Origin of the sequence: Actinokineospora baliensis, assembly GCF_016907695.1 — a bacterium.
Lineage (GTDB): Bacteria > Actinomycetota > Actinomycetes > Mycobacteriales > Pseudonocardiaceae > Actinokineospora > Actinokineospora baliensis.
The window spans coordinates 968164-995127 of sequence record NZ_JAFBCK010000001.1 but is presented as its reverse complement, the minus strand read 5'-3'; the positions used below and the strand labels follow the sequence as shown (position 1 = coordinate 995127).

General features: G+C 68.5%; 25 protein-coding genes. 23 read left to right on the top strand and 2 right to left on the bottom strand.

Translation table 11 applies throughout. The annotated features are described in order from the left end of the window. Positions 1-62 precede the first annotated feature (62 nt). On the top strand, positions 63-2354 hold the full coding sequence (locus JOD54_RS04450; protein WP_372440257.1) for a serine/threonine-protein kinase: 2292 nt from the start codon (positions 63-65) through the stop codon (positions 2352-2354). A 128-nt stretch (positions 2355-2482) separates the two neighbouring features. Further along, on the top strand, positions 2483-3532 hold the full coding sequence (locus tag JOD54_RS04445; protein ID WP_204449303.1) for an RICIN domain-containing protein: 1050 nt from the start codon (positions 2483-2485) through the stop codon (positions 3530-3532). Positions 3533-3690: 158 nt separating this feature from the next. On the opposite strand, the gene JOD54_RS04440 is transcribed toward JOD54_RS04445, so the two are convergent. Beyond that, positions 3691-4158 carry a metallophosphoesterase gene (locus JOD54_RS04440; protein ID WP_204449302.1) on the bottom strand — a complete coding sequence of 156 codons (468 nt, stop codon included), beginning with the start codon at positions 4156-4158 and terminating at the stop codon, positions 3691-3693. Between the two features lie 385 nt (positions 4159-4543). On the opposite strand from JOD54_RS04440, the gene JOD54_RS04435 reads away from it, so the two are divergent. From JOD54_RS04435 to JOD54_RS04345, 19 genes are all read left to right on the top strand, one after another. After that, the gene (locus JOD54_RS04435; protein WP_204449301.1) at positions 4544-6271 is read left to right on the top strand and encodes a recombinase family protein; all 1728 of its coding nucleotides are present in this window, start codon (positions 4544-4546) and stop codon (positions 6269-6271) included. Between the two features lie 409 nt (positions 6272-6680). Next, on the top strand, positions 6681-6989 hold the full coding sequence (locus JOD54_RS33935; protein ID WP_239573281.1) for an HNH endonuclease: 309 nt from the start codon (positions 6681-6683) through the stop codon (positions 6987-6989). A 1514-nt stretch (positions 6990-8503) separates the two neighbouring features. Further along, the gene (locus tag JOD54_RS04425; RefSeq protein WP_239573280.1) at positions 8504-8947 is read left to right on the top strand and encodes a phage terminase small subunit P27 family; all 444 of its coding nucleotides are present in this window, start codon (positions 8504-8506) and stop codon (positions 8945-8947) included. Between the two features lie 33 nt (positions 8948-8980). Continuing rightward, entirely contained in the window at positions 8981-10294 is a 1314-nt protein-coding gene (locus JOD54_RS04420; RefSeq protein WP_204449298.1) for a DUF4082 domain-containing protein, read from the top strand. Continuing rightward, positions 10291-10578 (top strand): hypothetical protein, encoded by a 288-nt coding sequence (locus tag JOD54_RS04415; RefSeq protein WP_204449297.1) that lies wholly within the window; start codon positions 10291-10293, stop codon positions 10576-10578. Before JOD54_RS04420 ends, JOD54_RS04415 begins: the two co-directional genes overlap by 4 nt. A 36-nt stretch (positions 10579-10614) precedes the next feature. After that, positions 10615-12120 carry a terminase large subunit domain-containing protein gene (locus JOD54_RS04410; protein ID WP_204449296.1) on the top strand — a complete coding sequence of 502 codons (1506 nt, stop codon included), beginning with the start codon at positions 10615-10617 and terminating at the stop codon, positions 12118-12120. A 10-nt stretch (positions 12121-12130) separates the two neighbouring features. Next, entirely contained in the window at positions 12131-12346 is a 216-nt protein-coding gene (locus tag JOD54_RS04405) for a hypothetical protein (protein WP_204449295.1), read from the top strand. Next, on the top strand, positions 12343-13611 hold the full coding sequence (locus JOD54_RS04400; protein ID WP_204449294.1) for a phage portal protein: 1269 nt from the start codon (positions 12343-12345) through the stop codon (positions 13609-13611). Before JOD54_RS04405 ends, JOD54_RS04400 begins: the two co-directional genes overlap by 4 nt. 518 nt (positions 13612-14129) lie before the next feature. Beyond that, on the top strand, positions 14130-15890 hold the full coding sequence (locus JOD54_RS04395) for a phage major capsid protein (protein ID WP_204449293.1): 1761 nt from the start codon (positions 14130-14132) through the stop codon (positions 15888-15890). 85 nt (positions 15891-15975) lie between these two features. Beyond that, entirely contained in the window at positions 15976-16338 is a 363-nt protein-coding gene (locus JOD54_RS04390; protein WP_204449292.1) for a hypothetical protein, read from the top strand. A gap of 20 nt (positions 16339-16358) precedes the next feature. Next, the gene (locus tag JOD54_RS04385) at positions 16359-16793 is read left to right on the top strand and encodes a hypothetical protein (RefSeq protein WP_204449291.1); all 435 of its coding nucleotides are present in this window, start codon (positions 16359-16361) and stop codon (positions 16791-16793) included. Between the two features lie 12 nt (positions 16794-16805). Next, positions 16806-17780, top strand: coding sequence for a phage tail tube protein (locus JOD54_RS04380; protein WP_204449290.1), 975 nt, complete (start codon positions 16806-16808; stop codon positions 17778-17780). After that, on the top strand, positions 17781-18176 hold the full coding sequence (locus tag JOD54_RS04375) for a hypothetical protein (protein WP_204449289.1): 396 nt from the start codon (positions 17781-17783) through the stop codon (positions 18174-18176). 9 nt (positions 18177-18185) lie between these two features. Next, positions 18186-18470: a hypothetical protein gene (locus JOD54_RS04370; protein ID WP_204449288.1), complete on the top strand. Its 285-nt coding sequence runs from the start codon at positions 18186-18188 to the stop codon at positions 18468-18470. Positions 18471-18743: 273 nt separating this feature from the next. After that, entirely contained in the window at positions 18744-20978 is a 2235-nt protein-coding gene (locus JOD54_RS04365) for a phage tail tape measure protein (RefSeq protein ID WP_204449287.1), read from the top strand. A gap of 5 nt (positions 20979-20983) precedes the next feature. Further along, positions 20984-21880, top strand: a complete 897-nt coding sequence (locus tag JOD54_RS04360) for a phage tail family protein (RefSeq protein WP_204449286.1) — start codon at positions 20984-20986, stop codon at positions 21878-21880. A gap of 42 nt (positions 21881-21922) precedes the next feature. Next, complete coding sequence (locus JOD54_RS04355; RefSeq protein WP_204449285.1) at positions 21923-23104, top strand: hypothetical protein; 1182 nt, start codon at positions 21923-21925, stop codon at positions 23102-23104. 33 nt (positions 23105-23137) lie between these two features. Next, positions 23138-24190: a hypothetical protein gene (locus tag JOD54_RS04350; protein WP_204449284.1), complete on the top strand. Its 1053-nt coding sequence runs from the start codon at positions 23138-23140 to the stop codon at positions 24188-24190. Beyond that, complete coding sequence (locus JOD54_RS04345; RefSeq protein WP_204449283.1) at positions 24183-24863, top strand: hypothetical protein; 681 nt, start codon at positions 24183-24185, stop codon at positions 24861-24863. Before JOD54_RS04350 ends, JOD54_RS04345 begins: the two co-directional genes overlap by 8 nt. 3 nt (positions 24864-24866) lie before the next feature. On the opposite strand, the gene JOD54_RS04340 is transcribed toward JOD54_RS04345, so the two are convergent. Continuing rightward, the gene (locus JOD54_RS04340) at positions 24867-25292 is read right to left on the bottom strand and encodes a hypothetical protein (protein WP_204449282.1); all 426 of its coding nucleotides are present in this window, start codon (positions 25290-25292) and stop codon (positions 24867-24869) included. A 362-nt stretch (positions 25293-25654) separates the two neighbouring features. Between JOD54_RS04340 and JOD54_RS04335 the strand changes: the two genes are divergently transcribed. Together JOD54_RS04335 and JOD54_RS04330 are read left to right on the top strand one after the other, a co-directional pair. Beyond that, a complete protein-coding gene (locus JOD54_RS04335) occupies positions 25655-25975 on the top strand; it encodes a hypothetical protein (RefSeq protein ID WP_204449281.1) in 321 nt (106 codons plus the stop codon). Positions 25976-26061: 86 nt separating this feature from the next. Continuing rightward, positions 26062-26943, top strand: coding sequence for a peptidoglycan-binding domain-containing protein (locus JOD54_RS04330; RefSeq protein ID WP_204449280.1), 882 nt, complete (start codon positions 26062-26064; stop codon positions 26941-26943). Positions 26944-26964 lie beyond the last annotated feature (21 nt).

The following is a 26964-nucleotide window of genomic DNA, read 5'->3' as shown; positions in this document are numbered from 1 at the left end:
TGCGCTCCGGTCCGCACCCCGTGCCCCCGGGTGTCCACACCGGACAGTTCCCCCGGCGGCCGGTGCCCGACACCAGTGCCGCCGACGTGACCGATCGGCACTCGATCCCGGCGGAGGGTGAGCCGAGTCCGTTCGCGCCGCCGGATGAGACGCCGTTGACCAGTGTGTTGGCGGAGACGACGCTCACGCAGAGCATCGTGCCGCCGAAGCCGGAGGACGAGGACGAGCAGCCCAAGACCGAGCTGCTCACCCGCACCGACAGCGGCTCGCACCCGTTCCCCGGCACCGGTCGGCGGACCGGGTCGCGGGCCTCCGGGCGCGGCAGGCTGGGTGCCGGGCTGGTCGAGGTGCCGGTCGTGCCGGTGAAGGACCCGGCGAGCGCGGTGCTGGAGAACCCGGTCGTCGCGGAGAACAAGCGGTTCTGCTCCAACTGCGGCGCCGAGGTCGGCCGGGGTGTCGACGGGGTGGCCGGGGAGGCTGAGGGCACCTGCCCGACCTGTGGCCAAGACTTCAACTTCCGGCCCCGGCTCTTCCGCGGTGACCTGGTCGGCGGCCAGTACGAGGTGCTCGGCAGCATCGCCTACGGCGGTCTCGGCTGGATCTACCTGGCCAAGGACCACAACGTCAGCGACCGCTGGGTCGTGCTCAAGGGCATGATCGACACCGGTGACGAGACCTCGATGGCCTCGGTGGTGGCCGAGCGCCGGTTCCTGGCCGAGGTCGAGCACCCGAACGTCGTCAAGATCTACAACTTCGTCGAGCACCCGGACCCCAAGACCGGCTCGATGGTCGGCTACATCGTCATGGAGTACGTCGGCGGCCAGTCGCTGCGCCAGCTCGCCCTGGAGCACCACCGGCAGACCGGGCGGGCGGAGCCGCTGCCGATCGGGCAGGTGATCGCCTACGGCCTGGAGATCCTGCCCGCCATCGGTTACCTGCACAGCATCGACATGCTCTACTGCGACCTCAAGCCGGACAACGTGATCCAGGCTGGTGAGCAGCTCAAGCTGATCGACCTCGGCGCGGTCCGCAAGACCGACGACTACGAGAGCCCGCTGTTCTTCACCGCCGGGTACTCCGCGCCGGAGCTGGCCTCGGAGGGCGCCACGGTCGCCTCCGACATCTACACCGTCGGCCGCACGTTGGCCGTGCTGTCCATCGAGTTCGCCGGCTACACCACCCGCTACAAGCACACCCTGCCCGGCCCGGACGTCGAGCCGCTGTTCAAGCTGTTCGGCAGCTACTACCGGGTCCTGCGGCGGGCCACCCACACCGACCCGGCCCGCCGGTTCACCTCCGCCGAGGAGATGGCCGACCAGTTGACCGGGGTGCTGCGCGAGGTCATGGCGCTGGGCAGCGGGAAACCGCGGCCTGGACTGTCCACTGTGTTCGGTCTGGAGACCAGGACCTTCGGCGCGTCGGACGCGCTGCCGGTGCCGGACCCGGTCGAGGTGGCCACTGTGCTGCCGTTGCCGCTGGTCGACACCGACGACCCCGCTGCCGCCGCGTTGGCGAGCATCACCGCGACCGAGCCCGCCGAGCTGGTCGCCGCGCTCGCCAGCGCCCCGCGCGATTCCATCGAGGTCCGCCTGCGCATGGTGAAGGCCCGCCTCGACCAGGGCGATCTGCGCGCGGCGGCCGCCGAGCTCGACACCGCGCGGCGCATGTCGACCAATCCCGCCGACTGGCGGCCGGACTGGTTCCATGGCCTGCTGGCTCTGGCCAACAACGCCCCGAAGGCGGCGCGCGAGGCGTTCAGCCGGGTGTACGACGCGGTGCCCGGCGAGATCGCGCCGAAGTTGGCCCTGGCGGTCAGCGCGGAACTGGCGGGCGACAACTTCGGTGCGTCGCGGTTCTACGAGCTGGTGTGGCGCACCGACCACTCCTTCGTGAGCGCCGCGTTCGGCCTGGCCAGGGTGTACCTGGCGCAGGGCGGCCGGGCCGGGGCGATCGAGGTGCTCGAAGCCGTCCCGGACACCTCCAGCCACCACGTCGCCGCCCAGGTCGCCGCGATCAAGGTGAAGGCGCGCGGCCACGAGGTGGAGCGCGTGGTCGAGCACGAGTTGCACGACGCGGCCAAGCGGTTGGAGCGGTTGGCGCTCGACGCCGAGCGCCGCACCCGGCTCTCCGCCGAGGTCCTGGAGGCCGCGTACGGCTGGGTGAAGGCGGGCAAGCCGGGGGCGAGCCCGTCCAACGCGCAGCGCACGGTCCTGGGCTGCGAACTGTCCGAACGGGAGCTGCGGTTCGGCCTGGAGCGCTGCTACCGGGCCCTGGCGCGGCTGGCGAGTTCGCCGGAGCAGCGGCATGCCTTGGTGGACAAGGCAAACGCGATCCGGCCGCGAACCCTCACCTGATTCACCCGGCAAGGCGGGGCGTGTCGCTAGAAGAGGTGGTTTAGCGACCCGTCCCGGGGATTGTCGCCGCACCGCCGCCCGTTCGAGGATCGGGAGTCTCCACATCGGACGACCGAGAGCGGGCGGTAATGCGGAAGCTGGCGATCACAGCGGTGCTTTCCCTGGTAGCGGCGGCCACGTCGGTCAGCGCCGCGCAGGCGCTCCCGGCGGGGTGCGCGTCCCCCGGTTCGGTCAACTGCCTGCAGATCACCAGCGCGGCCTTCCCCGGCGCACTCGACATCGAGGACCCCGGCGACCCGCACGCGTACCTGCAGTTCTCCTCCGCGCTCGGCGACCGCGCGTTCTGGAAGCTGGAGCAGAACCCGGACTTCACCTTCCGGATCCGCAACCTGGCCAGCGGCAACTGCGTGGACGTGTGGCGCACCAACAGCTACCTCGACCAGTGGGAGTGCGTCGGCCAGTCCAGCCAGCGCTGGCACCTGGTGCCCTTCGCAGGCGACTTCTCCAGCTTCTACCTCAAGCAGGAGGACACCGGCTACTGCTGGACCCTCGACGGCGACGGGTACGTCTACGTCGACGACTGCGAGGCGGGCAACGCGCGGCAGTCGTTCAAGCTCGGCGTCAACAGCTCCCTGCCGGGGACGAAGACATTGGCGATCAAGTACGCCATGGCCCTGTGCGACAAGAACCCGCAGAGCTGCGGCTGGAAGGAGGACAAGACCAAGTACCCGGCCTACCTCGCCCCGGCCGAGTGCGTCAGCCAGCTGGTCAAGAACGGCACCCCGAACAACGCCACCTACGCCCGCGCCTGGAACCAGACCGTCGGCTGGCAGAACACCGTCGGCGGCAGCGTCACCGTCTCGGTCCAGGTCGGGGTCGACCTCGGCATCAAGGCCCAGGTGACCACCCAGGTCCAGGCCAACTACTCGCACAGCTGGATCGGCTCGGAGGCGGTCACCGACACGGTCACGATCACCCTCAAGCCGGGCGAGTACGGCTGGGTCACCCGCGCCGCCCTGGTCAAGAAGGTCACCGGCACCTGGACGTTGGACATCGGCGGCCAGTCCTGGACGCAGAAGGCGACCATCGTCATCCCGGCCAAGGACGGCACGGACGCCAAGCTGAGCTCGATCGTGCTCAAGGCAGGTAAAACCCCGCCGACCGACTGCCGGGGTTAGTGGCCCGACCCAGAAGGTTGACGGGATCTCGACCTGCCCACGACGTCCCTGGCTGCGTTGCCGAAACGACCGAGTACGCCCAGTACGAGGCCGTTCCGGCGCCTTGCCAGGAACGCCGTGGACAGGCCGATACCCCACCAACCCTCTGGGTCGAGCCACTAGCCGGTGGTCAGTTCCACCACGGAGATGTCGGGCGCGGCGCCCACCCGCACCGGCGGCCCCCACGTGCCGGCGCCGTTGGTGACGTAGAGCCAGGTATTGTCCACCTTGGACAGTCCGGAGACGGCGGGCTGGGCGGCGCGGACCATGTAGTGGAACGGCCAGAGCTGGCCGCCGTGGGTGTGGCCGGAGAGCTGGAGGTCCACGCCGAGGGTGGCGGCCTTCTCGGCCTGGACCGGTTGGTGGGCAAGCAGAACCGTCGGGCCAACACGACCGGAGAGCGCGCGTTCCATGTCCGGTCCGTCGTCGAAGGCCTTGCCCGCGATGTCGGTGACGCCCGCCAGGGTGAACGTGTCCGAGCCGTGCGCGATCCTGGTGTTCTCGTTGTGCAGGTAGTGCAGGCCGAGCCGCTCCAGTTCGGTCACCCAGGGCTGGTAACCGGAGTAGTACTCGTGGTTGCCGGTCACGAACCTCCTGTGTCCACTACCGGCAATTCCGCAGGTCAGAGCGGCTAGGAGGGCTAGAAGACCTCGTGGCGGGCTAGGCGGACGCGTACTTGCGCTCCTCTGCGGCTGGTTGCGGGGGGAGGGTGCCGGATGCGCGGTGTGCATGTTGATGTTGGGTCGGTTGGTCTAGGCCCCTGTGTGGCGGTCTTGTTGACCCTGTCCTTCTCAGGGGCCGGTTGCATGGTTGGCGATAAAGAACGCGGGCCAGTAGCGGTCAAGGCAGTGATCGTTTCCTCGGATTTCTCAATGCGGACGCCCATAAGACTAATGATGCGAGCCTCACAAAAAGCAGCCCCTATCGGCGGTTGTTGCGTACACTCCAATCGTTGGTAAGGGAAGGCGTCAAGTGCAGAGCACCATTGTTGATGTTGACTTACTCGCGGGCTTGTATCTGCGAATCTCGGATCTGACTGACACATCGACGTCCATCCCTCGACAAGAGAAGGCTGGTCGGGCGCGGGCCGACCTGCTCAACGCCCATGTCCGTCACGTCTACTGCGACGAGGACAAGTCTGCGTACAACCCGCGTGTCGTGCGCCCGGACTGGGAACGAGCGCTAAGAGATCTCCGGTCGGGGTTTATCAACTGTCTGATCGTTTACAAGGTCGACCGCGCGACACGGCAGGGAATCCCCTCGGCTGGCGAGATCATCACGATCGTCAACAAGTACGGGCGACGATTCATCTCCATAGCGGACGGCATCGACTCGATTCAAGAGGGTTGGGAGCTTCAACTCGCGATCGCCGCATACCAGGCGCGCAAGGAAAGTGAGAACACCTCGACGCGAACGCTTGACGGTCGTGTTGAGGAGCGAGACGAGGGAAGGTGGATGGCGAAACGGCCATACGGCTTCCTGGTTACTCCTGAACGGCACCTAGTGCTCCACCCGGTCGAAAGCTTCCGGGTTCGGGTCTTCGTTCGGATGCTCAAACTGGGGGTGTCTCGCGAGGAAGTTGCCTTCTATGCCAACAGGCGCGACTGGGATTGCCCGAGTTGGGCGTCCCGCAAACAACGAATCGCCCAGCTCGAAGCCAAGCAAGAGCCGCTTCGTGCGGCCAAGTTGGCAGCCAAGCCGATGCCCTCTCGCAACTCGTGGCAAGGGCCGAGCATCGCTCAAGTGGTTAGTACACCGTTGATGGTGGGCCATCTGCCGCACAAGGGTGAGTCCTACCGGCACTCTGTGACCGGAGAAGTGGTTATCGTCGGTGAGAGACTGCTCTCGGACGAGGACTACGCGATCATGAAAGCAAGGTTTGCTCGCAAGTATCGCGAAGTTGACCGGAGCCCCCTAACGGCGATGAATCTATCGACGATCACCTCGCGTCCCGTGCGCTCACTGCTCATGGACAAGCTGTTCTGTGCAGGCTGCGGCAGTCGGATGATCTGGGATGAGGTCAAGAAAAAGATGGCCTCGGGAGATATCAAGATGATCGCCCGGTATCAGTGTGATCGGCGCAGGCGCGGCGGGCGATGCGTGGGAGTCACCATTGACGGCGTTCGCGCTGACGCGTTGGTGACCGACATGGTTCTAGGGCGTATCACGGCGCTGGAGCCCAATGATCCTACTGTCGTCTCGATCGGTGCGCGCTGGTTGGAGCAGCAAGATCCGGACCGGGGTATGCGGCGCGCGAGTCTGCGCAAGCTCATTGCCGAGGAAGAGACTTTCTTAGAGCGACTGGAAGAGGAGAAGCTGAGAGGCACCATGTTCTCCGGTGCTCGTGGCGAGCGCAGATTCGACAACCAGTATGGGCGAGCGCAAACAAAGCTGGACAGGTACGAAGCGGAGTTGAGCGCGATCGCGGAGTCTGAACGTCTAAACGTCGGCTTCATTGATCACCTGCCCTTGCTGCTGGACGCGTGGGCAACCTGGGGCTTGGCGGAGCGCCGGTCCTTCCTGGACCTCTCCGTCACCAAGATCTGGGTCCACAAGTCCCCGACCAAGGGAGCAAGGCCCACGGTCGACCGGCTCGTGCCGTGGTACGTGGGAGAGCCTCGCCCCGAGGACATGCCGGATGCGCAGTATGTACCCCTGACCTGGTCGGATGATCGCCAAGGTGTTCCGACACCGGTTTGAGTAGATCTTGAGGGCGCCCGTTTCCGCAGCTCAGCTCACGCAGGTGGGCGCGGGGCGGGCGCCCTCTGGCGTGCGTGGGTTGGCGTAGCGGTCGAGATTCCGGATACTTCTTTAGCTTCTTTGGCTTGGCTCTATAGAGAAAGGCTGATCTGCTCTAGTCCGTCACCCGAGGTTGTGCCGCAGGCCGCCCTAGCCGCGCCTTGACCTGGGTGAACGCGTGGCACGGTGCGGGTGACGGAACCCTGCGGGTGCTCTGCTCGGGCGTCTGGTTCCCGGGTATGTCCTCCTCTTGCCACTGCATGAGGTGAGTGGGCTCGCAGACTCGTCCCTCGGGCGGGATGTCCTCCTCTTGCCACTGCACTAGGTGGAGGCGGTGTGAGCGGTGGAGGTGTCGGTGCCGCGTGCGTGCATGACCTGTCCCCGCGTGGTTGACCAGCCCGGCCTTGCTCGGTGCTCGCGCTGTGGAGGGGACTACCGGCGCCGCGCTGGCGACGGTGCGCACCGTGCACTGCGGCGGTGGGTGGACCGGGCAGGGGGTGCTGCGTGTGCGCTCTGTGGTCGTTGGCGCGGAGCTGCTGCCGTGGACGTCGACCACGTCGTGCCGCTGCGTGACGGGGGCCTGGACGTGCCCGACAACGTGCGGGCGCTGTGTCGGCCCTGCCACGCGGTGAAGACGGCCGAGGAGAACGCGGTGCGCGTCCTCGCGTCGGGCTGTTGAGGGGTGGGTGCCGGATGCTTGCGCTTGGGACGTCGAGGCGTGTCCGACCGCGCGGAGAGAAAGCAAAAACCCTATGCAGGGCTTCAACGAATCCGCATCTGCGGCCGGGGATGCCTCTGTCCCTGGCTGTCCGGCGCAACCGCGCACGACCCTATCCGTGGCGCGCTTGCGGGTGGAGTGATCGAGAGGGAATGCACCCGATCGTGCACCAGGTGGTACCAGGGAGGGCGGTCGGAAAGTTCGGCCGGGTAGACCCGCAGGAGCACCCCGGTCTCTTTCTGTACACCTCCTGAGTGCGGCGCCGTTTTTCCTTGATCGACTCGCGCGTATGTAGCCGCTGACGTGCGGTGATACCGCCGCCCCCTTCTGCTGCCGCCCTTCGAACGGGAGCCGAAAGACCCTGTAAACGCCCTGTAGGGCACCCCGAAGCTGCCCGGTCCGGGCGGGTTGAGCCCGTGGTCCTCCTCTCCCGCGGAGTGCTCCCCGTCCGGACCGGGTTCCAGCGTTCGCGCTGGGAGTTGTCGTGCACACCACAACCTGATCGGAGCGTTGTTGCCCCCGCGCACCCGCAAGACCGAGCCCGCATCCCCGGCTGCCGAGATCCCGACCGCCGAGCCTGTCGAGGACCCCGCCCCGATCCCGGAACCCGCCGAGGTCCGCACCGAGTACCGCGTCGTCGCCGTGCTGGCGGACGGGCGCGAGTACATTGTCCGGGACGACTACGCCCGGATGGCTCACGCGCGGTCCGGGGCGGCACACGACCGGCGCCGGTTCCGAGAGGCGGTAGCACGCGGTCGTGCGGAGTGGCCCACGTATCAGATTGAGGAACGTTCCGTGACCTACTCGGCATGGAGGCGGCTTGAGCGCTTAACCGAAAAGTAGGCGACCCAGTTTCATAGTTCAGTGGTGCAACAAGCGGGAAATGCCGCCTGTTGACCTACTTGGAACGGGTTAGCGAGCTGAACTCTAATCTCGACCAGCAAACGTCGGGGGTTGCAGCAGCTTCACAGGACGCGTCAGGGGCACGTCGTCGGTATTCTCGTTAGGCAGGGTGCAGTCGCAGCCCCTTTCTGCGCAAGTGATCTTCACGCATACGTACTGAACAGTCGGCACAATCTCGATCTCACCCCGACGTAGATTAATCTTTACACGATCAGACTTCTGAGTGCGGCACAGCACGAGTCTCGTGATGACGACCATCGTGATCTGGTAGGTGGCCATTGCAAGAGTGGCGCACCGTGTGACGCCTTCCAGGACGAGCAGGAGCATGTCGTCAATTAGACCGGTCGGATAGCCGTTCTGACTCCTACTGAACATTGGCAAGTTCTCGGAATCGATTCCGAGAACGATTAAGTACCCAAGTGCCAGCCGATGGCCGACCCGTACGGACCAACCTTCTTGCGGTTGGCCTCGCCGGTTGTGAGATCGGGGCAATCGGGCCGCCCTAAGTGCCGGTTTAATCACCCATATGGCATAGTGGCCAGTTCTTCACATCTACCGAGTGTAGGTATCGCATGTCCCGCATTAGTGGTATCCCCTCTGGAAACGCACGTGAACCGGCTGCGGTGGCAGGTGCCCCCACTGTGCACACGGGGCGTGCTCCTCGTGTCCCGGCCGGGCTAGGGCGTGTCGGCCGTGAGGTGTGGCGTGAGGTCTGGGCGGCCGGGGACGGCGCCTATCACCCGGTGACGGATCGGTGGGTGATCACCAGGTACTGCGATCTGCACGAGCGCCGGGCCGCGTTGGTTGCCGAGATCGACCGGGACGGGTTGTCGGTGGAGGGGTCGCAGGGGCAGCCGGTGGCGCACTGGGCGCTGCGCTACGTCGAGTCGACGGAGCGGGAGCTCCGGGCGATCGAGGCGACCCTCGGTCTGAATCTGGAGGCCCGGTTGCGGTTGGGCTTGGCCGCGTCTGCGGTGCGTAAGCAGTCCTTGAGCGAGTTCCTTGACGACGAGTAGTTAGGTGGGGCGAGGGTGGCGTGGGGTGCTGAGGTGAGCGTGTTCGCGCCTGCCGGGCCTGTGTCGGTGGCGAGCAACGACCGGGGCGGGATCAGTCTCGGGACGAGGCTTACCGCCGCTGTCGCGGGTCGGGCTGCCGGGGTGCTGTGGTTCTGCCCGGTCGGGTGGGACGGTTCGGCGTCTCCGGTGTACGCGTCGCTGTACTCGGCGGCCGGTGTGCTGCTGGCGCGGACCACGGTGACCGGGCCGACGCCGGGGGCGTTCGTCACGATCACGTTCGCCGACCCGGTGCCGGTGGAGGCCGGGGCCGAGGTCACCGCCGCTGTCTGGCTGCCGCGTCGCACGGCCGGGGCCGACTACGCGTTCACGGCCGGGGCGCTGGCGTCCCCGCGGACCGTGGGGCAGTTGACCGCGTCGACCGCGACCTATGACTACTCGGATGTGGCGCCCAACCATCCGACCAACTCGACCGGCACGTGGTTCGGGGTGGACGTGGTGTGGCAGCCGGAGACCGGCGGCGGTACGTCGCCGATCCCGCCCGGCTACCCGACGCCCGCGACCACCGGGCCGCAGGCCGGGACGGTGCTGACCGACTACACCGGTCCCACGACGCTGCCGCCCGGGGTCTACACCGGGGTGCGCTTCCCCGCTCTGGGGCAGGGTGCCTACGAGTCGAGCGCGGCCGGGCTGGTGTTCCGGGACTGCGTGTTCGAGACCGGCGTGGTGCTGCGTGGCGACGGGCTCACCGTGGAGCGCACCCGGGTAGCCGGGGGCCTGTCGCTCTCGGGGGTCTCCGGCGCGGTGCTCTCGCGGGTCGACCTGCACGAGTCCGGCACGGACCTGCTGCACGTCACCAGCGACACCGGCCAGTGCGCGAACATCACGGTCACCGACTCGTGCTTGCGGGACCCGCGTCCGATCGCGGGAGCACACGCCGATGGTGTGCAGGTGCGCGGCGTGCGCGGTCTGACGATCCGGCGGTGCGCGGTGGACATGGGGCCGTGGGTCCTGGTGGAGGGCGCGGACGTGCTCAACGCGGCCCTGTTCTTCGAGGACGCCAACGGCGGCAACAGCGATGTCCGTGTGACGGGCTGCTGGCTCAACGGCGGCGGCTACACGCTCGTGTCCGGCGCGGTGTCCGGCGACTACGTGCTGACCGGCAACCGGTGGGGGCCGGACGGGCACTACGGGCCGGTGACGTTGGCGACCGCGCCGACGCTGGCCCGGGACAACCGGGCGCGCGCGGACAACGCGCTGGTCCTGGCGGACACCGTGGGCGCCGAGGACCTGAACCTGACCTGGGGACGACTGATGACCGGCTGGCGATTCGAGGTGGTGCCCTGGTGAACCTGTACCAATCCGCAGGCGAGTGCGTGTTCCTCGTGGTGCGCACCACAACCGCGGTTCCATTGGATGACCTCACCGTGTCGTTCGGGTTCACCCCGCGCGCCGAGCCCGCGCCGGGCTCGACGTGGCACGCGGCCGAGTGGAACCCGTCCACCCGCACCGCCCGACTGCTGGTCGGCGCCGGGGCCGTGGCCCTGCCGACCGGGGCCACGTCGGTGTGGGTGAAGGCGACCAACGCCGTGGAGACCGTTATCGACGAACTCGGTCATATCGGGGTGATCTAGCCAGATCCCTTACCCCGCAAGCACTATCGCGGGGAGGTGATCGGCTCGCGTACTCGCGCGCCCGCAACCGAGGGACACCGGGTCGCCCGGTTCATCGGACACTTGACCCTCGGCGGTTCCTACCTCGGCCGTCCGTTCCGGCTTCTCGCCTGGCAGCTGTCGTTCCTGCTCGCCGCGTACGTGCTGCTGCCCGACGGGCGCCGAAAGCACCGGACCGTGATCCTCGGTGTGGCACGGAAGAACGGCAAGACGCAGATCTCGGCCGCGATCGGCCTGTATCACCTGTGCGCCGACACCCGAGACGCCGCACCGGAAGTGGTGTGTGCCGCGAACACTCGGGAGCAAGCGAAGTTGCTGTTCCGCGAGGCCGCGCGCATGGTTCGCGCGTCGCCGCTGCTGGCGGACATCTGCACCGTCCAACGTGATCAGATCATCTGCCACACCACCGGCGGCCGGTTCATCGCGGTGTCCGCCGACGCGGGAGTCCAACAGGGACTCAACCCGTCGTGCGTGATCGTGGACGAGTACGCGCAGGCCAAGTCCAGTGACCTGTTCGACGCGCTCACCCTCGGGTCGGCGCAACGCAACGAGCCGCTGTTCCTGGTGATCAGCACGGCCGGTCCGCTGCCGGACGGGCCGTTCGCGCGGCTGGTCGAGCACGGCCACCGCGTGATGTCCGGCGAGACCGACGACCCGTCGCTGTACCTGGCGTGGTACGGGGTCCAGCCGGGCGAACAGGTGGATCACACCGACCCGGCCGTGTGGCAGCGCTGCAACCCCTCGTGGGAGCTGATGCGACACGGCGACTTCGCCGACGCGTGCAAGCGCACCCCCGAGGCCGCGTTCCGCATGTACCGGTTGAACGCGTTCGTGCGCGGCGGCACCTCGTGGTTGCCCTACGGCGCGTGGGACGCGCTCGCCCGCCCCGAGCGCAGGTTCCGGCCCGGGGACGACATCGTGGTGGCCGTGGATGCCGCGTGGCGCAACGACTCCACCGCGATCCTCGGCGTGCGCCTGGCCGACCTGCACGTGGAAGTGCTCGCCCACTGGGAGGCCCCCGACGGCGATACCCATTGGCGCACGCCGGTTCACGCCGTCATGGACCGCATCCGAGAAGTCTGCCGCACCTACCACGTGCGTGAGGTCGCGTGCGACCCCGCGTGGTTCTCCGTGCAACTCCAGACCCTCACCGATGAGGGCCTCCCGATGGTGGAGTTCCCCAACAGCGTTGCCCGCATGGTGCCTGCGACGCAGCAGGCGTACGCCGCGATCGTGGACGGTCTGATCTCCCACAACGGCAACGCCACCCCCGCGGACACGGCGCTCGCCCGGCACCTGGGCAACTGCGTGATCAAGGCCGACGGGCGCGGCGAGCGGATCACCAAGGAATCCCCCACCAGCCGCCGACACATCGACTTGGCGGTGGCGGCCGTGATGGCGCTGCACCGCGCCCGGCTCTGGCGCGAGGACGTTCTCTCGTCCTCGGACGGGTTCCTGGTGAACGCGGACCCGTGGGGCGACGAGGAAGACGAATCGTGGTGACTGGAGGCCCTTGCCTGACAACGGAATCCCCGCGCGACTGCGCACTTGGCGAACCAGGGCTGTGACCGCCGCACCGGAGCTGCTCGCAGCTGGCGGGGCCGGGGCGGTCACCACCGGGGCCGCGCTGCTGGCGCCGTCCGCGGGATGGGGTGTGGGCGGACTGTTCGCCATGGGCGCCGCGTGGCTCATCGCCACGGACCGAGCGCGGGCAGGCGGTGGCCGGTGACGGGCCTGTTGTCCCGAGCGGCCGAACGCCGCACCGCACCCGCTGCTCCTCCTCCGATGCGGGAGGCCACCAGCGCGGCTGAGGTGTTCGGCACCGACGCCGACCCGGAGCCGGTCCTCACCCCGGAGGACGCCCTCGCGGTCAGCGCGGTCTACGCCTGCGTGCGTCTGCTGTCCGACACCATCGCCACGTTGCCCCTGGACGCGTTCCTCCGCGTCGGGACCCGCCGCAGGGAGATCGCCGCTCCACCGGCGTGGGTGCGCAAGCCCAACCCGGACATGGGGCGGATCGCTTTCCTCGGCATGGTCATGACCTCCCTTCTGTTGACCGGCAACGCCTACATCCTCGTGAGCCGCGACCGCGCCGGGCGGGTGGTGGCGCTCGACGTCATCCCCACGCACCTGGTCCACCCCCGCTACGCCCGGGTGGCCGGTCGACGGGTGATCGTCTACGAGCTGTCGACCACCGACGAGGACGGCATCCCACAGGTGTTGGGGGTGCTGGGTTCCCGAGACGTGCTGCACCTGCGCGGCCTGCCGTTGGCGGGGTCGCTGACCGGGGTGTCCCCGATCCGGGCCGCTGCCGTGACCGTGGGCCTGGCCCTCAACGCGCAGGACTACGGCTACGAGTTTTTCGGCGGTGGGGCGCTTCCGGGCGCGGTGGTGTCGGTTCCCGGCACCATGACCGCCGCCGGACTCAAGGCCGCACGGGCGACGTGGCGCACCATCCACGGTGGACGCGGCAACCGGCACGGTCTCGCGGTGTTGACCGAGGGCGCCACGTTCAACAAGATCTCCATCTCCCCGGACGAGGCGCAATTCCTTGAGACCAGGGCCTTTCAGGTCCCCGAGATCGCGCGATTGTTCGGCGTCCCACCGCACCTGATCGCCGACGCGTCCGGCTCCACCTCGTGGGGTTCCGGCCTGGCCGAACAGGACCTCGCGTTCGCCAAGCACAGCGTCCGGCCGTGGGTCGAGCGGATCGAGGAAGCGCTCTCCGAGCTGCTCGCCGCAGACCTCGGCCAGCCGAACGCGTTCGTCAAGTTCGGCCTGGACGCGATGGCCCGCGCGTCGGTGAAGGACCGGTACGAGGCGTACCGCGTCGCGCTCAACAACGGCATGTTGACCCGCAACGAGGTCCGCGCCCTGGAAGACCTCTCACCGGACACGACCGGCTACGGAGATCACTTCTTGTTGCCGTCGAGTCTGGCGTTGGTAGGTGCGGACGGGGTGACGTCGCTGGCCGCAAGCCCGGTCTCAGCGTGACCGCCTTCTTCTGCGCAATGCGCCGAGTTGCCACCTCGGATCTCAATTCTTGGTGGGATGAAGGTGGCGATAACGGTGAACGTCTCACCGGACTTCTTACGCTTGAGAATGCCATACGTTAACAGCAACATCGTCATTAACGTCAGTGCCAGGAAAGCCCAGGGAGCAACGGCCGCGAAAGTTTGCACGCCGTCAGCTTGCCAAAGAGTCAGACGCAGACGCAAAGCCGGAAACTCCGTCCGCCGGTATTGATTGCGCTGCGTTGGATCCGTCACTTGTTCGTCAGGCTTAACTTTCTGTAGCCATCCGCGCTCGACCTGCCCGTTTTGGTTGACAAGCCACCCTAGTTGCTAACCCTCGGTACATCGAGAGACCGCGCTCACGCCAGATTGTTACCGTCAGTCAAAGAGTTCGCGTCCATGTGATAGTCGTCACTGACACTGCGGGTAGCTCTTTGTGGTCGAAATATGACGCAGCGAGTCGTCTTAGGTGCCCTCATACGATCGGCGGCAGCTTCATTGCCCGTCCAACAAGAACCGGCGTCCTCCGCCGAGCGCCGCGACTACGCACACCCGGTTGAACTGCGGTCGGCTCCCAGCGGCGCCCTCGCAATTCGCGGTTACGCTTATGTATTTGATTCTCTGTCCCTCGACCTCGGCGGTTTCCGTGAGCGCATCGCCCCTGGCGCGGGCCGTGACGCGTTGGCTAGTGGGGACCAGATCGCTACGTTCAACCACAACCCCAACGCGCCCCTCGGCCGCATCGGCGCCGGGCTGCGCGTGGGCGAGGACGAACGCGGTGGCTGGTACGAGGTCGATCTCCCGGACACCAGCACCGGCCGCGATGTCGCCGAACTTGTCCGGCGCGGCGTGCTGTCCGGATCGTCGTTCGTGTTCACCGTCGCCGACCACCAGGCCGACCAGACGTGGACCCGCGACGAGGCCACCGGGGACCTGATCCGCACCGTGACCCGCTTCGGCGCCATCCCCGAGCTTGGCCCCGTGCTGACCCCGGCCTACCCGGACACCACCGTCGCGCTGCGCGCCCGCGAGCGTGCCGAGGCCCTTCTCCCCTCCCCCGCCCTGCCCAGTGAAAGAGGCCCTGCCCTGACTGTCACCGCCCCCGTGGTCGAGCCCGCCGAGGACCGCGCCCGCGTCGAGCACCAGCTCCAGTCCGCCGCCGATGAGGGGCGCCCGGACGCCGAGGCCCGGCTTCTGGCCGCGCTCGACAAGCTCGACATCCTCGTGGAGCGTCGCTCCGCGGAGCAGCTCGCCGCGCAGGCCGAGACCGAGTCCCGGGACCTGCTGCTCTCGCTGCTCGACCAGCACCGCGCCACCCCCGACCGCGCCGACGCCGCCGTGGACGAGATCGCCGAACTCCGCGCGCTGGGCCTGGGCGAGCGTGGCCCGCTGGAGCTGCGCGCCACGCTCGGTGTGAACGTGGACGCGACGAACAAGCAGACCGGCAAGGCGACTCCCGCTAGGACCCTGTACCGGCGACTGACCGACCTCATGGGCGAGCGCTCGTTCGTCGTCTCCGGTGGCGCCGAGACCCTGACCACGACCGGCGCGGAGGCGATCGACTTCCCGAGGGTCAAGCCCGCCGACGCCCCCGAGGCTCCGGTACCCGAGGCGGGCGCGTTCACCGAGTCCTACCCGAGCACCGACAAGGTCGAGGTCGGCGCCGCGAAGCGGGGCTACATCTCCTGGCTCAGCTGGGAACTGGTCAATGACGACGTGGTCGACCTGGTCGGCTACCTCGTGCGCACCGCAGGCCCGAACCTTGCGTACATGTACAACCGGGTGCACGTGGCGAACCTGCTGTCCCAAGTGGACCCGACGCTGGTCGAGGACGAGTCGGCGGCGACCGCGCCCCCGGACGACGTGGTCGCCGACTGGGTCATTGACCTGTCGCTGGCGATCCCCTCCTCCGCCGAGGCGAACGCGCGGTGGGTGACCGGCCGCAAGGTGGTCCGCAAGCTGCGCAAGCTCAAGGACCGTGAGGGCCGCTACCTGCTGCGCTCGCTGGACGAGGGGTCGAGTCTGACCCTCGCCGGTCGCCCGCTGGTCCGCGAGGTCGCCATGGACAGCAGGTCGGACCTGCTGTTCTCGGACCTGACCGGTTACGTCGTCCGCCGCGCCGGGACGCTTCGGGTCGAGAAGACCACCGACGCGAAGTTCACTAGCGACGAGATCGGTTTCAAGTTCGCGCTGCGCGAGGGCGGCGGACTGGTCGACCCGACCGGCACCGCGCTGCTGAAGCTGCCCGAGGTCCTCTAGCCGTCCCGAGCACCCTTCCGGCCCCGTCCCCGTGTGGGTGGCGGGGCCGGGGTGTTCGCCATGCCCTGAGACAGGAGACTCCACAGTGGAGCAGTACGCCACCGTGGCGGAGCTGCGCAGGCTGGACGGACTCGGCGAGCTGGATCTCTTCCCGGACGAGACCCTCGCCGAGGCGCGCGCGTTCGCGGTCGAGGCGGTCGAGGACTACACCGGTGGCGCGTGGACCACGCAGGCCCCGCCGCCGGTAGCGATCCGTTGGGCGGTAAGGACTATCGCCCGGCAGTGGTGCGTGGACCTGCACTCCCGCATCCCTGACCGCGCCACCGCCGTCACCACCGAGTTCGGACAGACCACCTTGGCGCAGGCGGGCGGCCCCTGGCGGCCGACGAGCCTGCCCGAGGTCAACGCCGTACTCAACCGCTGGCGCTCCCGCGCCCCCTTCGGCTGAGAGATCCCGCCGTGCTTGTCGTGCACACCACGAAAACCGCTCTGTTCGACGTCCTCAAGGCCGCGTTCGACACCACCGGGACCCAAGTCGCGTACGCCGATCCCGGCAAGCTCGCCCGCGCTCAGGCGGTGTGGTTCGGGGACACGGTCGAACCGGATATCGAGCCGGTGGCCCTGGCGCCCGGCCGACGCAAGCCGTCCCGGGTCACCGCCGAGGTCACGCTCCGCCTGGTCGCTACCACCGTCAGCGGCGACCCGCAACGCGCCGAGGCGGCCGTCTACGCACTCATGGGCACCGCAGCCGATGCCGTGGCCGAGTTCGACCCGCGCACCGTCCCCGGCCTGATCGACGTGCGGCCGATCCGCAGTTCCGTTGCCCACGGCGAAACCGGTGACGGGGCCACCGCCGCCCTCGCCGATCTCGTCTTGCGCGTGCGTGCGCACGCCCTCATCTAGGGAGACACCAGCTTGGCGCTTGACGCCACCATCGCACTTGGCGCCGAATCCGCTTACGGCACACCGGCCACCGAGTATCGCGGCTATGAGGGCAAAGCGGACTCCTGGAAGACCTCCCGGGAGTTCCTCGAATCCGTGGGATTCCGGGCCGGTCTCCAGACCGCCCGCGCGGACCGGCGCCGCATCGTGGACATGGGCGGTGAGGGCGAACTCGAATGCGACGTGCTCGACGCGGGCATGGGCGAGCTGTTCGCCGCTGCGTTTGACGTGCACACCACAAGCACCGATGCCGGGTCGACCGTCCACAACTTCCACACCGCCAGCGTCGCCAACGGCCGCAGCTTCACCGCCGAGATGGTTCGCCCCAAGACCGACGGGGGCGTGGTCGCGTTCCGGCACAAGGGATGCGTGGCGACCGGGTTCGAGCTGACACAGGAAGTGGACTCCCCGCTCGCCCTAACGGTGTCGTTCGACTTCCGCACCGTCGAGCACGGCGGCACCCCTGCGGTCGCCGAGTACCCGAAGGAGTCGTTCCCCTACGACTGGACCGTGGGCATGGTCGAGGTCAAATCCGCGGCCGGTCCTTGGACCACGCTTCCGGTCACCAAGTGGGAGCTGTCCGCCGAACTCGGCCTCAAGACAGACCGCCGGTTCGTCCGCGCCAACCAGCTCAAGGACAAGCCTGTCCGCGCCGAGGTCCCCACCTACGAGGGCGGGTTCGAGGCCGAGTTCACCGGCGCCACCCTGGCCCTGTACGAGGCGTTCACGGCCGGGAACCTGCTGTCGTTGCGCATCACCTACACCGGCCGCACCGCCGACACCGACGGCACCCGCTCCGCCCTGACGATCACGGCGCCCGCGATCCAGTTCACCGGCGAGTCCCCGGAGTCCTCTGTGGACGAGGTGACCACGATTGCGCTGCCGTTCAAGGTCCTCGACCCCGGTAGCGCCGACGCGATCACCGTCACCATCACCGAGCCCGCCTAGGTGGGCGACCACGTCCGGGTCGAGGTCACCGGCCTGCGGGAGCTGCGCCGCGAGATCAGGGCCGTGCGCGACAAGGAACTGACCCGTGAGCTCAAGGGCGTGTACCGCGACACCGCCGCCATCGTCGCCACCCCCGCACAGGCCGACGCCCCCCGCCGCTCCGGCCGCCTGGCCCGCTCGGTGACCCCGGCCCCCTCGACCACGGCCGCCGTGGTGCGGGCCGGGCGCCGGGGATCGGTGCCCTACGCCGGAGCCATCCACTTCGGGTGGCGCCGCCGACGCATCCCACCCAACCCCTTCCTCTTCCGCGCGGCCGGACGCGAACACCCCCGCTACGCGGCCGTGTTCCGCGAGCGCATCACCGCGCTGATCCGCCGCCACCTCGATTCCCGCTAGGAGAGCCCTGTGGACGCGTTGACCATCGACGTCAACTCCCTGACCATCGCCGAGGTCGAGGCGGTGGAGGAGATCATCGGCGGCCCGATCGACACCCTCGGCAAGCCCGGCGCCCTCAAGGGAAAGCTGTTGCGCGCCATCGCTTTCGTAGCCGGTCGCCGCAACGACCCCGGGTTCACGATCGAGGACGCGGGCCACGTCCGGATCTCCGCGATCGGCCAGGGGGCACCGGACCCTTTCGTGCCCGCCGCGTCGTCACCCGCGCCCGACTCTGCGGCCACTTCCCCGGCCTGACCTGGGCCGACACCGCCGCCCTACAGCTGCGCGACTTCAACGCCCTGGTCGAGCGGATGAACGCCGACCACAAGGACCGCAACCGGGCGCACCGGCGCGGCACATCCCTTGGGACACAACGGGTTCCGGTCATGACGTGAGGAGAGACCCCCGATAGCCCAGCCCATCAAGGTCACCGTCCTCGGTGACGTCACCGGCCTGACCGACCAACTCGCCAAGGGCGAGAAGGGCATAGCGAGCTTCGGGGTCGAACTCGGCGGCATCGGCACCAACGTGGCCGGTGCGGTCGGCAAGCTCGCCGCGCTCGGTGCCGCCGCCGGGGGCGTGGCCGACCAGGTCACCGCCGCACTCGACAGTGAGGCACTCGGCGACAAGCTCGCCGCCCAGCTCGGCGCCGTCGGCCCCGACGCCGAACGTCTCGGCGACACCGCCGGACGCCTCTACGCCAAGGGCTACGGCACCGGCCTGGACCAGGTCACTGAGGCCGTACGCGCGGTGGTCCAGAACATCGACGGACTCGCTTCTGCCGCTCCCGCGGACCTCGACCGGATCGCAGCCAAGGCCACCACCACCGCCCAGATTTGGGATCAGGACCTCGGCGGGGTCACCCGCGCCGTGGGGCAGCTGCTGCGCGTCGGACTCGTGTCCAGCGCTGACGAGGCGTTCGACGTCATCACCCGAGGATTCCAACGCGGAGCGGACAAGTCCGGCGATTTCCTCGACACCCTGAATGAGTACGGAACGCAGTTCCGGGACCTCGGATTGGACGCGACCACCGCAACCGGTCTCCTTTCCCAAGGGCTCACCGCCGGTGCGCGCGACGCGGACAAGGTCGCCGACGCGCTCAAAGAGTTCGCGATCCGCGCGAAAGACGGATCGGCCGTCACCGCAGACGGATTCCGCGCGATCGGACTGTCCGCAGCAGACATGGCCGCGAAGTTCGCCAAGGGCGGACCGGAAGCCGCCGCCGCACTGGACCTCACCCTGGACCGCCTCCGGGCAATGCCCGACCCGGTTCGGCGGTCCCAAACCGCGGTGGCATTGTTCGGCACGCAGGCCGAGGACCTACAACAGGCCCTGTACGCGCTCGATCCCTCCACCGCCGCGTCCGCGCTAGGCACTGTCGCCGGAGCCGCAGACGAAGCCGCGACCACGTTCCGGGACAACGCGCAAACGCGTCTGGACTCGTTTTGGAGGTCGCTGCAGGACGGTGCGATCAACGTTATCGGCGGCAAGGTCATCCCCATTGTCGAACGCGTGGCATCGGTTGCCGCGACCGTTCTCGGACCAGCGTGCACGGCCGTGGGGAACGTGCTGAACTCCGCGATCATCCCCGCGTTTCAGAAGGCCGCGCAATGGATCTCGGCGAATCGCGGGCCGATCGAGTTTGTCGCGGGCGCCATCGTCGCAATGTTGCTCCCGGCCCTGGTCAGCATGGGTGTTCAGTCCACGGTCACGGCCGTGAAGTCGCTCATCCTCTGGACCACCACCAAGGCCAGCGCGCTTGGTTCACTCTTGGCGCAGTCGGCGCAGATCGTTCTTTTCGTGGCCAAGATGACTTGGATGGGCGCGCAGTCGCTGATTCAGGCCGCGAAGGTCGCCGCCGCCTGGGTTCTCGCGATGGGCCCGGTGGGGTGGATCATCACCGCCGTTGTCGGATTGGTCGCGCTCATCGTCGCCAACTGGGAGACGGTGAAACAGTGGACGGCCGATGCCTGGAACGCGGTCTGGGGGTTCGTCAAAAACGCGGCCGAGTTCATTTGGAACCTGTTCCTAAACTGGACCCTCCCCGGTCTGATCATTAAACATTGGGACACGATCGTCGCCGTCTTTCAGGCCGCCCTGCACAAGGTGATCGCCGTGTTCGATTGGCTCGGAGAACTCCCGGGCAAAATCGGGGCGTTCTTCCGGAACGCGAAGGACGCGGCGGTGGGCAAGCTGGTCGAACTGATCGACTGGGCGAAAGGGTTGCCGGGTCGCGTGGTATCGGCGATCGGCGATATCGGCTCGAACCTGGTCTCGGTCGGTATGGACATCGTGCGCGGGATCGTGCGCGGACTCGGTAACGCCGCATCGTGGATCAAGGACAAACTGTTGGAGCTGGCGCGCAACGCGTGGAACGCGGTGCTCGATTTCTTCGGTATCGCAAGTCCCGCGAAGCAAGGAATCTGGGCCGGTCGCATGATCGGTCTCGGCCTCGCGCGCGGCATCCTCGCCATGACCGGCACCGTCGCGGGCGCCGCCGACGCGCTCGCCGAGTCGGCCGCCTACGCCGTGCCCGACGTGTCGCTGTCGCTGGCCACAGACCAGACCGACGCGCACCAGCAGCTGCCGCACCGCGCACCCACCGACCCCGCCGGATGGGGCAGCGGTACGCGGCCACCCGGACCACCAGGTGACGGAGCGCCGGGAGCGGCCCCGACGGTCACTGTCAACGTCTCGACCGACGCCGACCCGCACGCCATCGGCGCGGCCGTCGCCTGGTCCCTGCGCACCGGCGGGAGGTAGCCACCGTGTCCACACCCGTCCCCCTGGACGACTGGACCATGCAGTACCGGGGCCTGCTCATCGGCGGCCCCGGGTCCCCGTACTCCCTGGCCGCCGTTGACGGGCTCATCGGGGGCGTGGGGGTGCGTACCGCCGACCGCGCCACCCGCGCCCGGCACGGCGAGACCCCCGGCACCGACACCCTCACCGCCCGGGTGGTCACGCTGACCGTGGAGGTCCTCGGCGAGACGGGCACGGAGTTCTCCGCCGCCCTCGACGACCTGACCCGAGCGTTCGCTCTCACCGCCCCCGACGCTCCGATGACCTTCCGGTTCCCCGGGGTCGCCGGGGGCGGCACCCGGATGCTCACCGCCCGGGTGCGCGGGCTGGCCGCGCCGGTCGACGTGCCGTTCTCCCGGTACCTGGCGCGGGTGACGGTCCAGCTCTACGCCGCCGACCCCCGGATCACCGACACCACGGTGTCGCGGTTGTCGGTGCCCCTCCCCGACCCCGACGCCCCCGGGGGCGGCATCCACACGCCGCTGCGCCCACCGCTGCTGTTCGGCCGCCCCGGGCCGCGCGGGACGTTCACCGTCGCCAACGGGGGCACCTTTCCCGTGCGGCCCCTGCTGCGCGTGCGCGGCCCGGTCGCCGACCCGCAGGTGACCAACCTCGACACCGGGCAGCGGATCACCTTCGCCACCACGCTCCTGCTGGGCGAGTGGCTCGACATCGACACCGACACCCACGAGGTCCTGCTCAACTCCGTTGCCCCGCGGTTTGTGGTCCACGGCCGCGACAACGCGTGGCCGGAATGCGGTCCGGGTCTGACCCGGTTGGCGTTCGCCGGTTACCGGCTCGATCCCGGCGCGGCCGGGGACGGATCGGAGCTGACATGCGAATGGCGTTCCGCGTGGGTGTGACTCCCGACTGGAGGACGTTTCCCCTTGGCGCTGGTTCAGCAGATGGACAGTCCGCCGATCTTCTGTGACAACACCGAGTACCCGGCCGGGCTCCTGCGCCGGATGCTCGGACGCCTCGCGGGTGGCGCGTACGGCATCTTCGGCACGGGCGACTTCGACGTCACCGTGTCCGGCTCCACCGTCACCGTCGCCCCCGGCCGCGCGTCGGTCCCGGCCCCGGCCACCGAGTCCGGTACGTACCTGGTGGAGTCCGTCGCCGCCGTCACGCTGACCCTCGACCCGGCCGACGCCACCCGCGCGCGCCGCGACGTGCTCGTGGCCTACGTGGCGCCCCCGGCCACCGAGACCGACACCGGCCGGTGGTTCCTGGAGATCCGCAAGGGCGACCCCGCCGCAACACCCACGGCCCCGGCCGTGGCGAACGCGTTGCTGCTGCGTGAGTTCCTGATCCCGGCCGCGTCCGCGGGAACCCTCCCGACCGGCGAGGACCGCCGCTACGCCCAAGGGCAGCAGTACATCTCCGGCCCGGCGCTGTACGGCAACGAGCTACCGGCGTTCAACCGGCCGGGACAGGTGTGGACCAACCGCGCCACCCGCGAAAGCTGGGTCTACAACGGAGCCGGATGGGTCCGGCTCACCGGCACTCCCGTGGTGAGCACCACAAGCGAGGTCATCGCCCCCTACACAGACCAGGTCGTCTACGACCGCTCCGCCGGGATGCTCAAGCGCTACGCCGGAGCTTCCTCCGGGTGGGAGGAACTGTCCGCCACCGTCCCCAAGGGCAAGCGGTGGAGGACGGGGGCGTTTCAGACCCTGGGCAACAACTCGACGGTCATCGGCACCACCGGCGCCCGCGTACAGGGCGGCATGACGACCACCGCGAACGGGCTCGTGCTCCCGCGAGACGGGCTCTACAAGGTCACAGTGCACGGGTACGCGACCGGCGAACTGGGCTGGCGTGCCGCGTTCGGGCTCAACCGCATCCGCGCCGGGGTGGCCGATGTGGAGCTGCTGTGGACCTCCACCTACAAGAGCGGTTCCAACGACTACACCACCACCGCCAGTGACGAGGTCCCGCTCAAGGGCGGTGACGAGGTCCGGATGCACGGGAGCGCGATCCCCACGACAGCGTCGACGTGCGCGTGGGGCATCACGGAGTTCGCCGGCTGCCGGTTCCTCGTGGAGTTCGTCCGGTCGCTCCCCTCCGGCGTGACCCCGCTCTGACGACACGAGAAGGCCGCAATAGCAACGTATCGCGTGCTTTTCCGGGACGTGCTCTCCGGGGTCATCCACGGTGAGCTGCCTGCTGAGAAGTTCTCCTACACCACCACCTTGAACGCCCCCGGCTCCGCCTCGTTCACCATCGACCTGTCGCCCACCCTGCGCCACGTCACCCCGTACACCGTGGTCGCCGGGGGCGCCACCGCGCTCTACGTCGAGCGTGACGACCGGGTGGTGTGGTCGGGCCTGCTGTGGAACACCCGGCCCGACTACGCGGCCGGAACGCTCGAACTCGCTTGCGAGGGCTGGCTTTCCTACTACCGCAGCCGCCACTACCACGCCACCACAAGGTTCTCCGGGGTTGATCAGGCCGAGATCGCCCGGTCGTTGCTGCGCCACGCCGCGAACTACGGCACCGGGTCGAACCTGGGCATGATCCGGTTCGGCGACGAGACCCACGACGTCCCGAGGGATCGGACCTACAAGCAGTCCGAGCGCAAGCCGATCGGGGAAGCGGTCGAGCAACTAGCGGCCGTCAGCAACGGTTTCGACTTCTCGTTCACGTCCGAATGGGACGGTCGCGAGCTGTGGACGTGGTTTCGCACCCACTACCCCGCCACCGGCCGCGAACGGGACATCACCCTGGAGCAGGGCCGCAGCTGCGACATCCCCACCGCCACCGTCGGGGGCACCTCGGTGGTGACCCACGCCTACGCCATCGGGTCGGGTGACGGCGCGGACCAAGTGGCCGCGTCCGCGGGGACGCCCTCGCCGATCTTCCCGCGCCTGGAGGCCGTGGACACCTACGGCGACGTCAAGGAGTTCCCGACCCTGCTGGCGAAAGCCGAGCAGCGGGTACGACTCGGCCGTGCCCCGATCCTGCTGCCGACGATCGACCTGCACCCCGGTGGCGTGGGCCTGGATGAGTTCGACCTCGGCGACGCGCTCACCGTGATCGGCGGCTACGGCCTGGTGCCCATCGACGGGCGGTTCCGCATCACCGACGTGGCCGTGTCGGTGGACGAGAACTCCGCCGAGTCCATTTCCCTGACCGCCGCGCCACGAGAGGTCTTCGGTACCGATGAGTGACCCCACCCTGCCCCCGTCACTGGCAGCCGAGTTCCGGGAGATCCGCGACCGGCTCGCCATCCTGGAACGCGGCGAACGGTCGGTGACCTACCGAGACCGGCTCCCGACCAACGACGCGGGAGTGGGCCGGGGCGGGTACGCCGGGGACGGCGAACGCGATGTCTACTCCGCCGCCCTGGTCAACCCCCGCTATCCCGTGCTGGTCATGCGGACCCACGTGCAACTGTTCGGCGACTCGGCCGCGCGGGTGCTGCTGCGCGCGGACATGAACGGCACCGTCCGCACCTCCCAAACCTGGTCCCTCACCGGCAAACCCGGCCCCGCGTGGACCTTCCACACCCTCGAAATCGCGTGGTTGCACGGGATGCCGGTGGACGAGTGGGCCGACACCGAGACCCTCTCGACCACCCGACGCGGCAACATCCAACTCCGCTGGGAAGTCACCAACTCCCACCCCTGGTACACCCGCGCCGCGTCCTTCCGCGACGACCTCACCGCGCACGGGTTCAGCGGGGACCAGGCCGCCGTCCTCGACGCGTGGACCGTCAAGTCCCGCAACGTCTACGAGTCCTATATCCGCGAACCGGAGTACGCGTTCCTCGCCCCGCAGAACGTGTTCCCCACCGCGACCACCGAGGGCACCCTCATGGCGGGTTCGCGTATCGACGTGTGACCTCTAGTAGCCGACAAACGGACGGACAGTGTCGAGGAAGACCGCAACCTCGTACTTGACAAGATGCTCCAGCGAACCTTCCTGATACTGAGGGCTATTGGTGAGGTATTGCGCGCCACACTCATATGCCGAACGCAAGTGGTCGAGCGCGCGATCATATTGGCCGTCGTGAACCATGACGAATGCGCACCATTTGTGCGCGTAGAATGAATTCAGCGTACCCGCCGTCGTCGCATGTGCCGAGTAAGCGGTGTACGCATTGTTGAGATGGGCTCCGACATGTTCGCGGTGGGGGGTCAGAAGCGCTGACTGCATGTGGGCGTGACCATCCCGCCCTGCTGGCAGGAGAGTCCCCTGTCGCTTCGCTTCGTCGGTGTGACGGAAATAGGCCACGCCCGCGTCGAGAAGCTGTCCTGCTTCGTGAGCCACAACCCCTTGACCCACCGGGTGGGACAGCAGGCCTTTCCAGGCCGATGTCAATCCGCGGAATGCCGAAACGAGCAACCGGCTAAGCAATGCTCTCTCCCCTGACTCGGTCGAATCGTCCTATAGGAATCGGAAACTTCGCACGAGTTGTTACATAGAGGTTTTCGGACATCTCGACTCGTATTCCTGCGACCGCTAGGAGTTGCCACTATAGAACTGCCGCCAAAGGTGCCTCCTCCTCCGACCCCCGACCGGCCGCAGATTGCGTCCGCACCTCACCCTCCCGAGATCGAGATACAGCCCGGTTTGTGGCCGCTGCCGCCCCGGGAGTTCGGCTACCCCACCGAACCGGTAGGGGACGGTTGGTGAGGCTTCCGCCGGAGATGTGGACTCTGCTCGGGGTGATCGTGTCCGCGGGACCGGCCTACCTCACCGCGCGCCGCTCCCGCCGCAAGGCCGCCGACGCCGTGGCCGACGCGGGCGCCGCGACGCAATCGGCGCTGACCGCCAGCGCCGCCGCCACCGAACGCCTCGCCGACCGCCTCGACACCGTGGAAACCGCGCTGGTGCGGGTCCGCGAGGACGTCGCCGAACTACGCGGCCGACTCGCCACCCTGCCCGCACCCGCGTGGGCGCTGCGCTCCGAGACCCGCGAACGCCGCGACGGGACCGCCCTACGCGGCTAAGTCCTCGTTCTGCCACTGAACACCACGGCCCCCGGACGGCACCGGCCCCGGGGGCTTCCTCATGCCCTCGAACAGGAGATGCCCTTTTGTCATGGCGTGTCGCGCGATCCCTGGACGCGCTCCTCGGCCAGCTCGATTCCCTCGCCCCCCGCCGCAACCGGGCATCGGACGGCGCCATCGGCGACACCAGTCACTCCACAAGGGACAGTGACCACAACCCGTGGGTCATCCTCGATGGCGTACCCGTGGTCACCGCCCGCGACTTCACCCACGACCCGGACGGGGGCCTGGACTGCGGGTGGCTCGCCGGGGCGCTGACCGGCCACGCGGACCCCCGGATCAAGTACGTGATCTGGTCGGGCCACATCTGGTACCCCAAGGGCGGGTGGAGCGCCTACACCGGCGCTAACGCCCACACCCACCACCTGCACCTGTCGGTGGTCGCAGGCCCGGCCGCCGACGACACGACCCCGTGGAACCTCGGCGGGACGAACCCGGCCCCACAGCCCCAGCCCGTCCCCGCAAACCCCGGCGGGCGGGCCACCCTCCGACAGGGGTCGACCGGCGAGGACGTCCGGTTGGTACAGCGTTACCTCGGACTCCCCGCAGACGGCGTCTTCGGACCCGCGACCCGCGCGAAGGTGTTGTCCTACCAGCGATCCCAGGGCCTCACGGCCGACGGGATCGTGGGACCGGGGACCTGGGGCCGAATCCTCGCCGGGCTTGGTGTGGGCGGTGGCGCTGCTGGTGGCGGCGGGACTGCTCCGGCTCCGGTCACGCCGCGTCCGACCCTGCGACGCGGAGCCACCGGCGACCACGTCCGCGTCCTGCAACGCTGGCTGGGTCTGCCGGTTGACGGCGTCTTCGGACCGGCCACAGAGGCGAAGGTCCGCCGCTACCAGGCGGCCCACGCGCTGACCGCCGACGGCATCGTGGGGCCGCGCACATGGGCAGCGATGCACCTGTGACCGCCTCCTGGTGTGCACACC

Coding starts and splice junctions, on each gene's coding strand:
- JOD54_RS04445 (WP_204449303.1), top strand. CDS start 2,483: ATGCGGAAGCTGGCGATCACAGCGGTGCTTTCCCTGGTAGCGGCGGCC.
- JOD54_RS33935 (WP_239573281.1), top strand. CDS start 6,681: ATGACCTGTCCCCGCGTGGTTGACCAGCCCGGCCTTGCTCGGTGCTCG.
- JOD54_RS04425 (WP_239573280.1), top strand. CDS start 8,504: ATGTCCCGCATTAGTGGTATCCCCTCTGGAAACGCACGTGAACCGGCT.
- JOD54_RS04355 (WP_204449285.1), top strand. CDS start 21,923: ATGGACAGTCCGCCGATCTTCTGTGACAACACCGAGTACCCGGCCGGG.
- JOD54_RS04345 (WP_204449283.1), top strand. CDS start 24,183: ATGAGTGACCCCACCCTGCCCCCGTCACTGGCAGCCGAGTTCCGGGAG.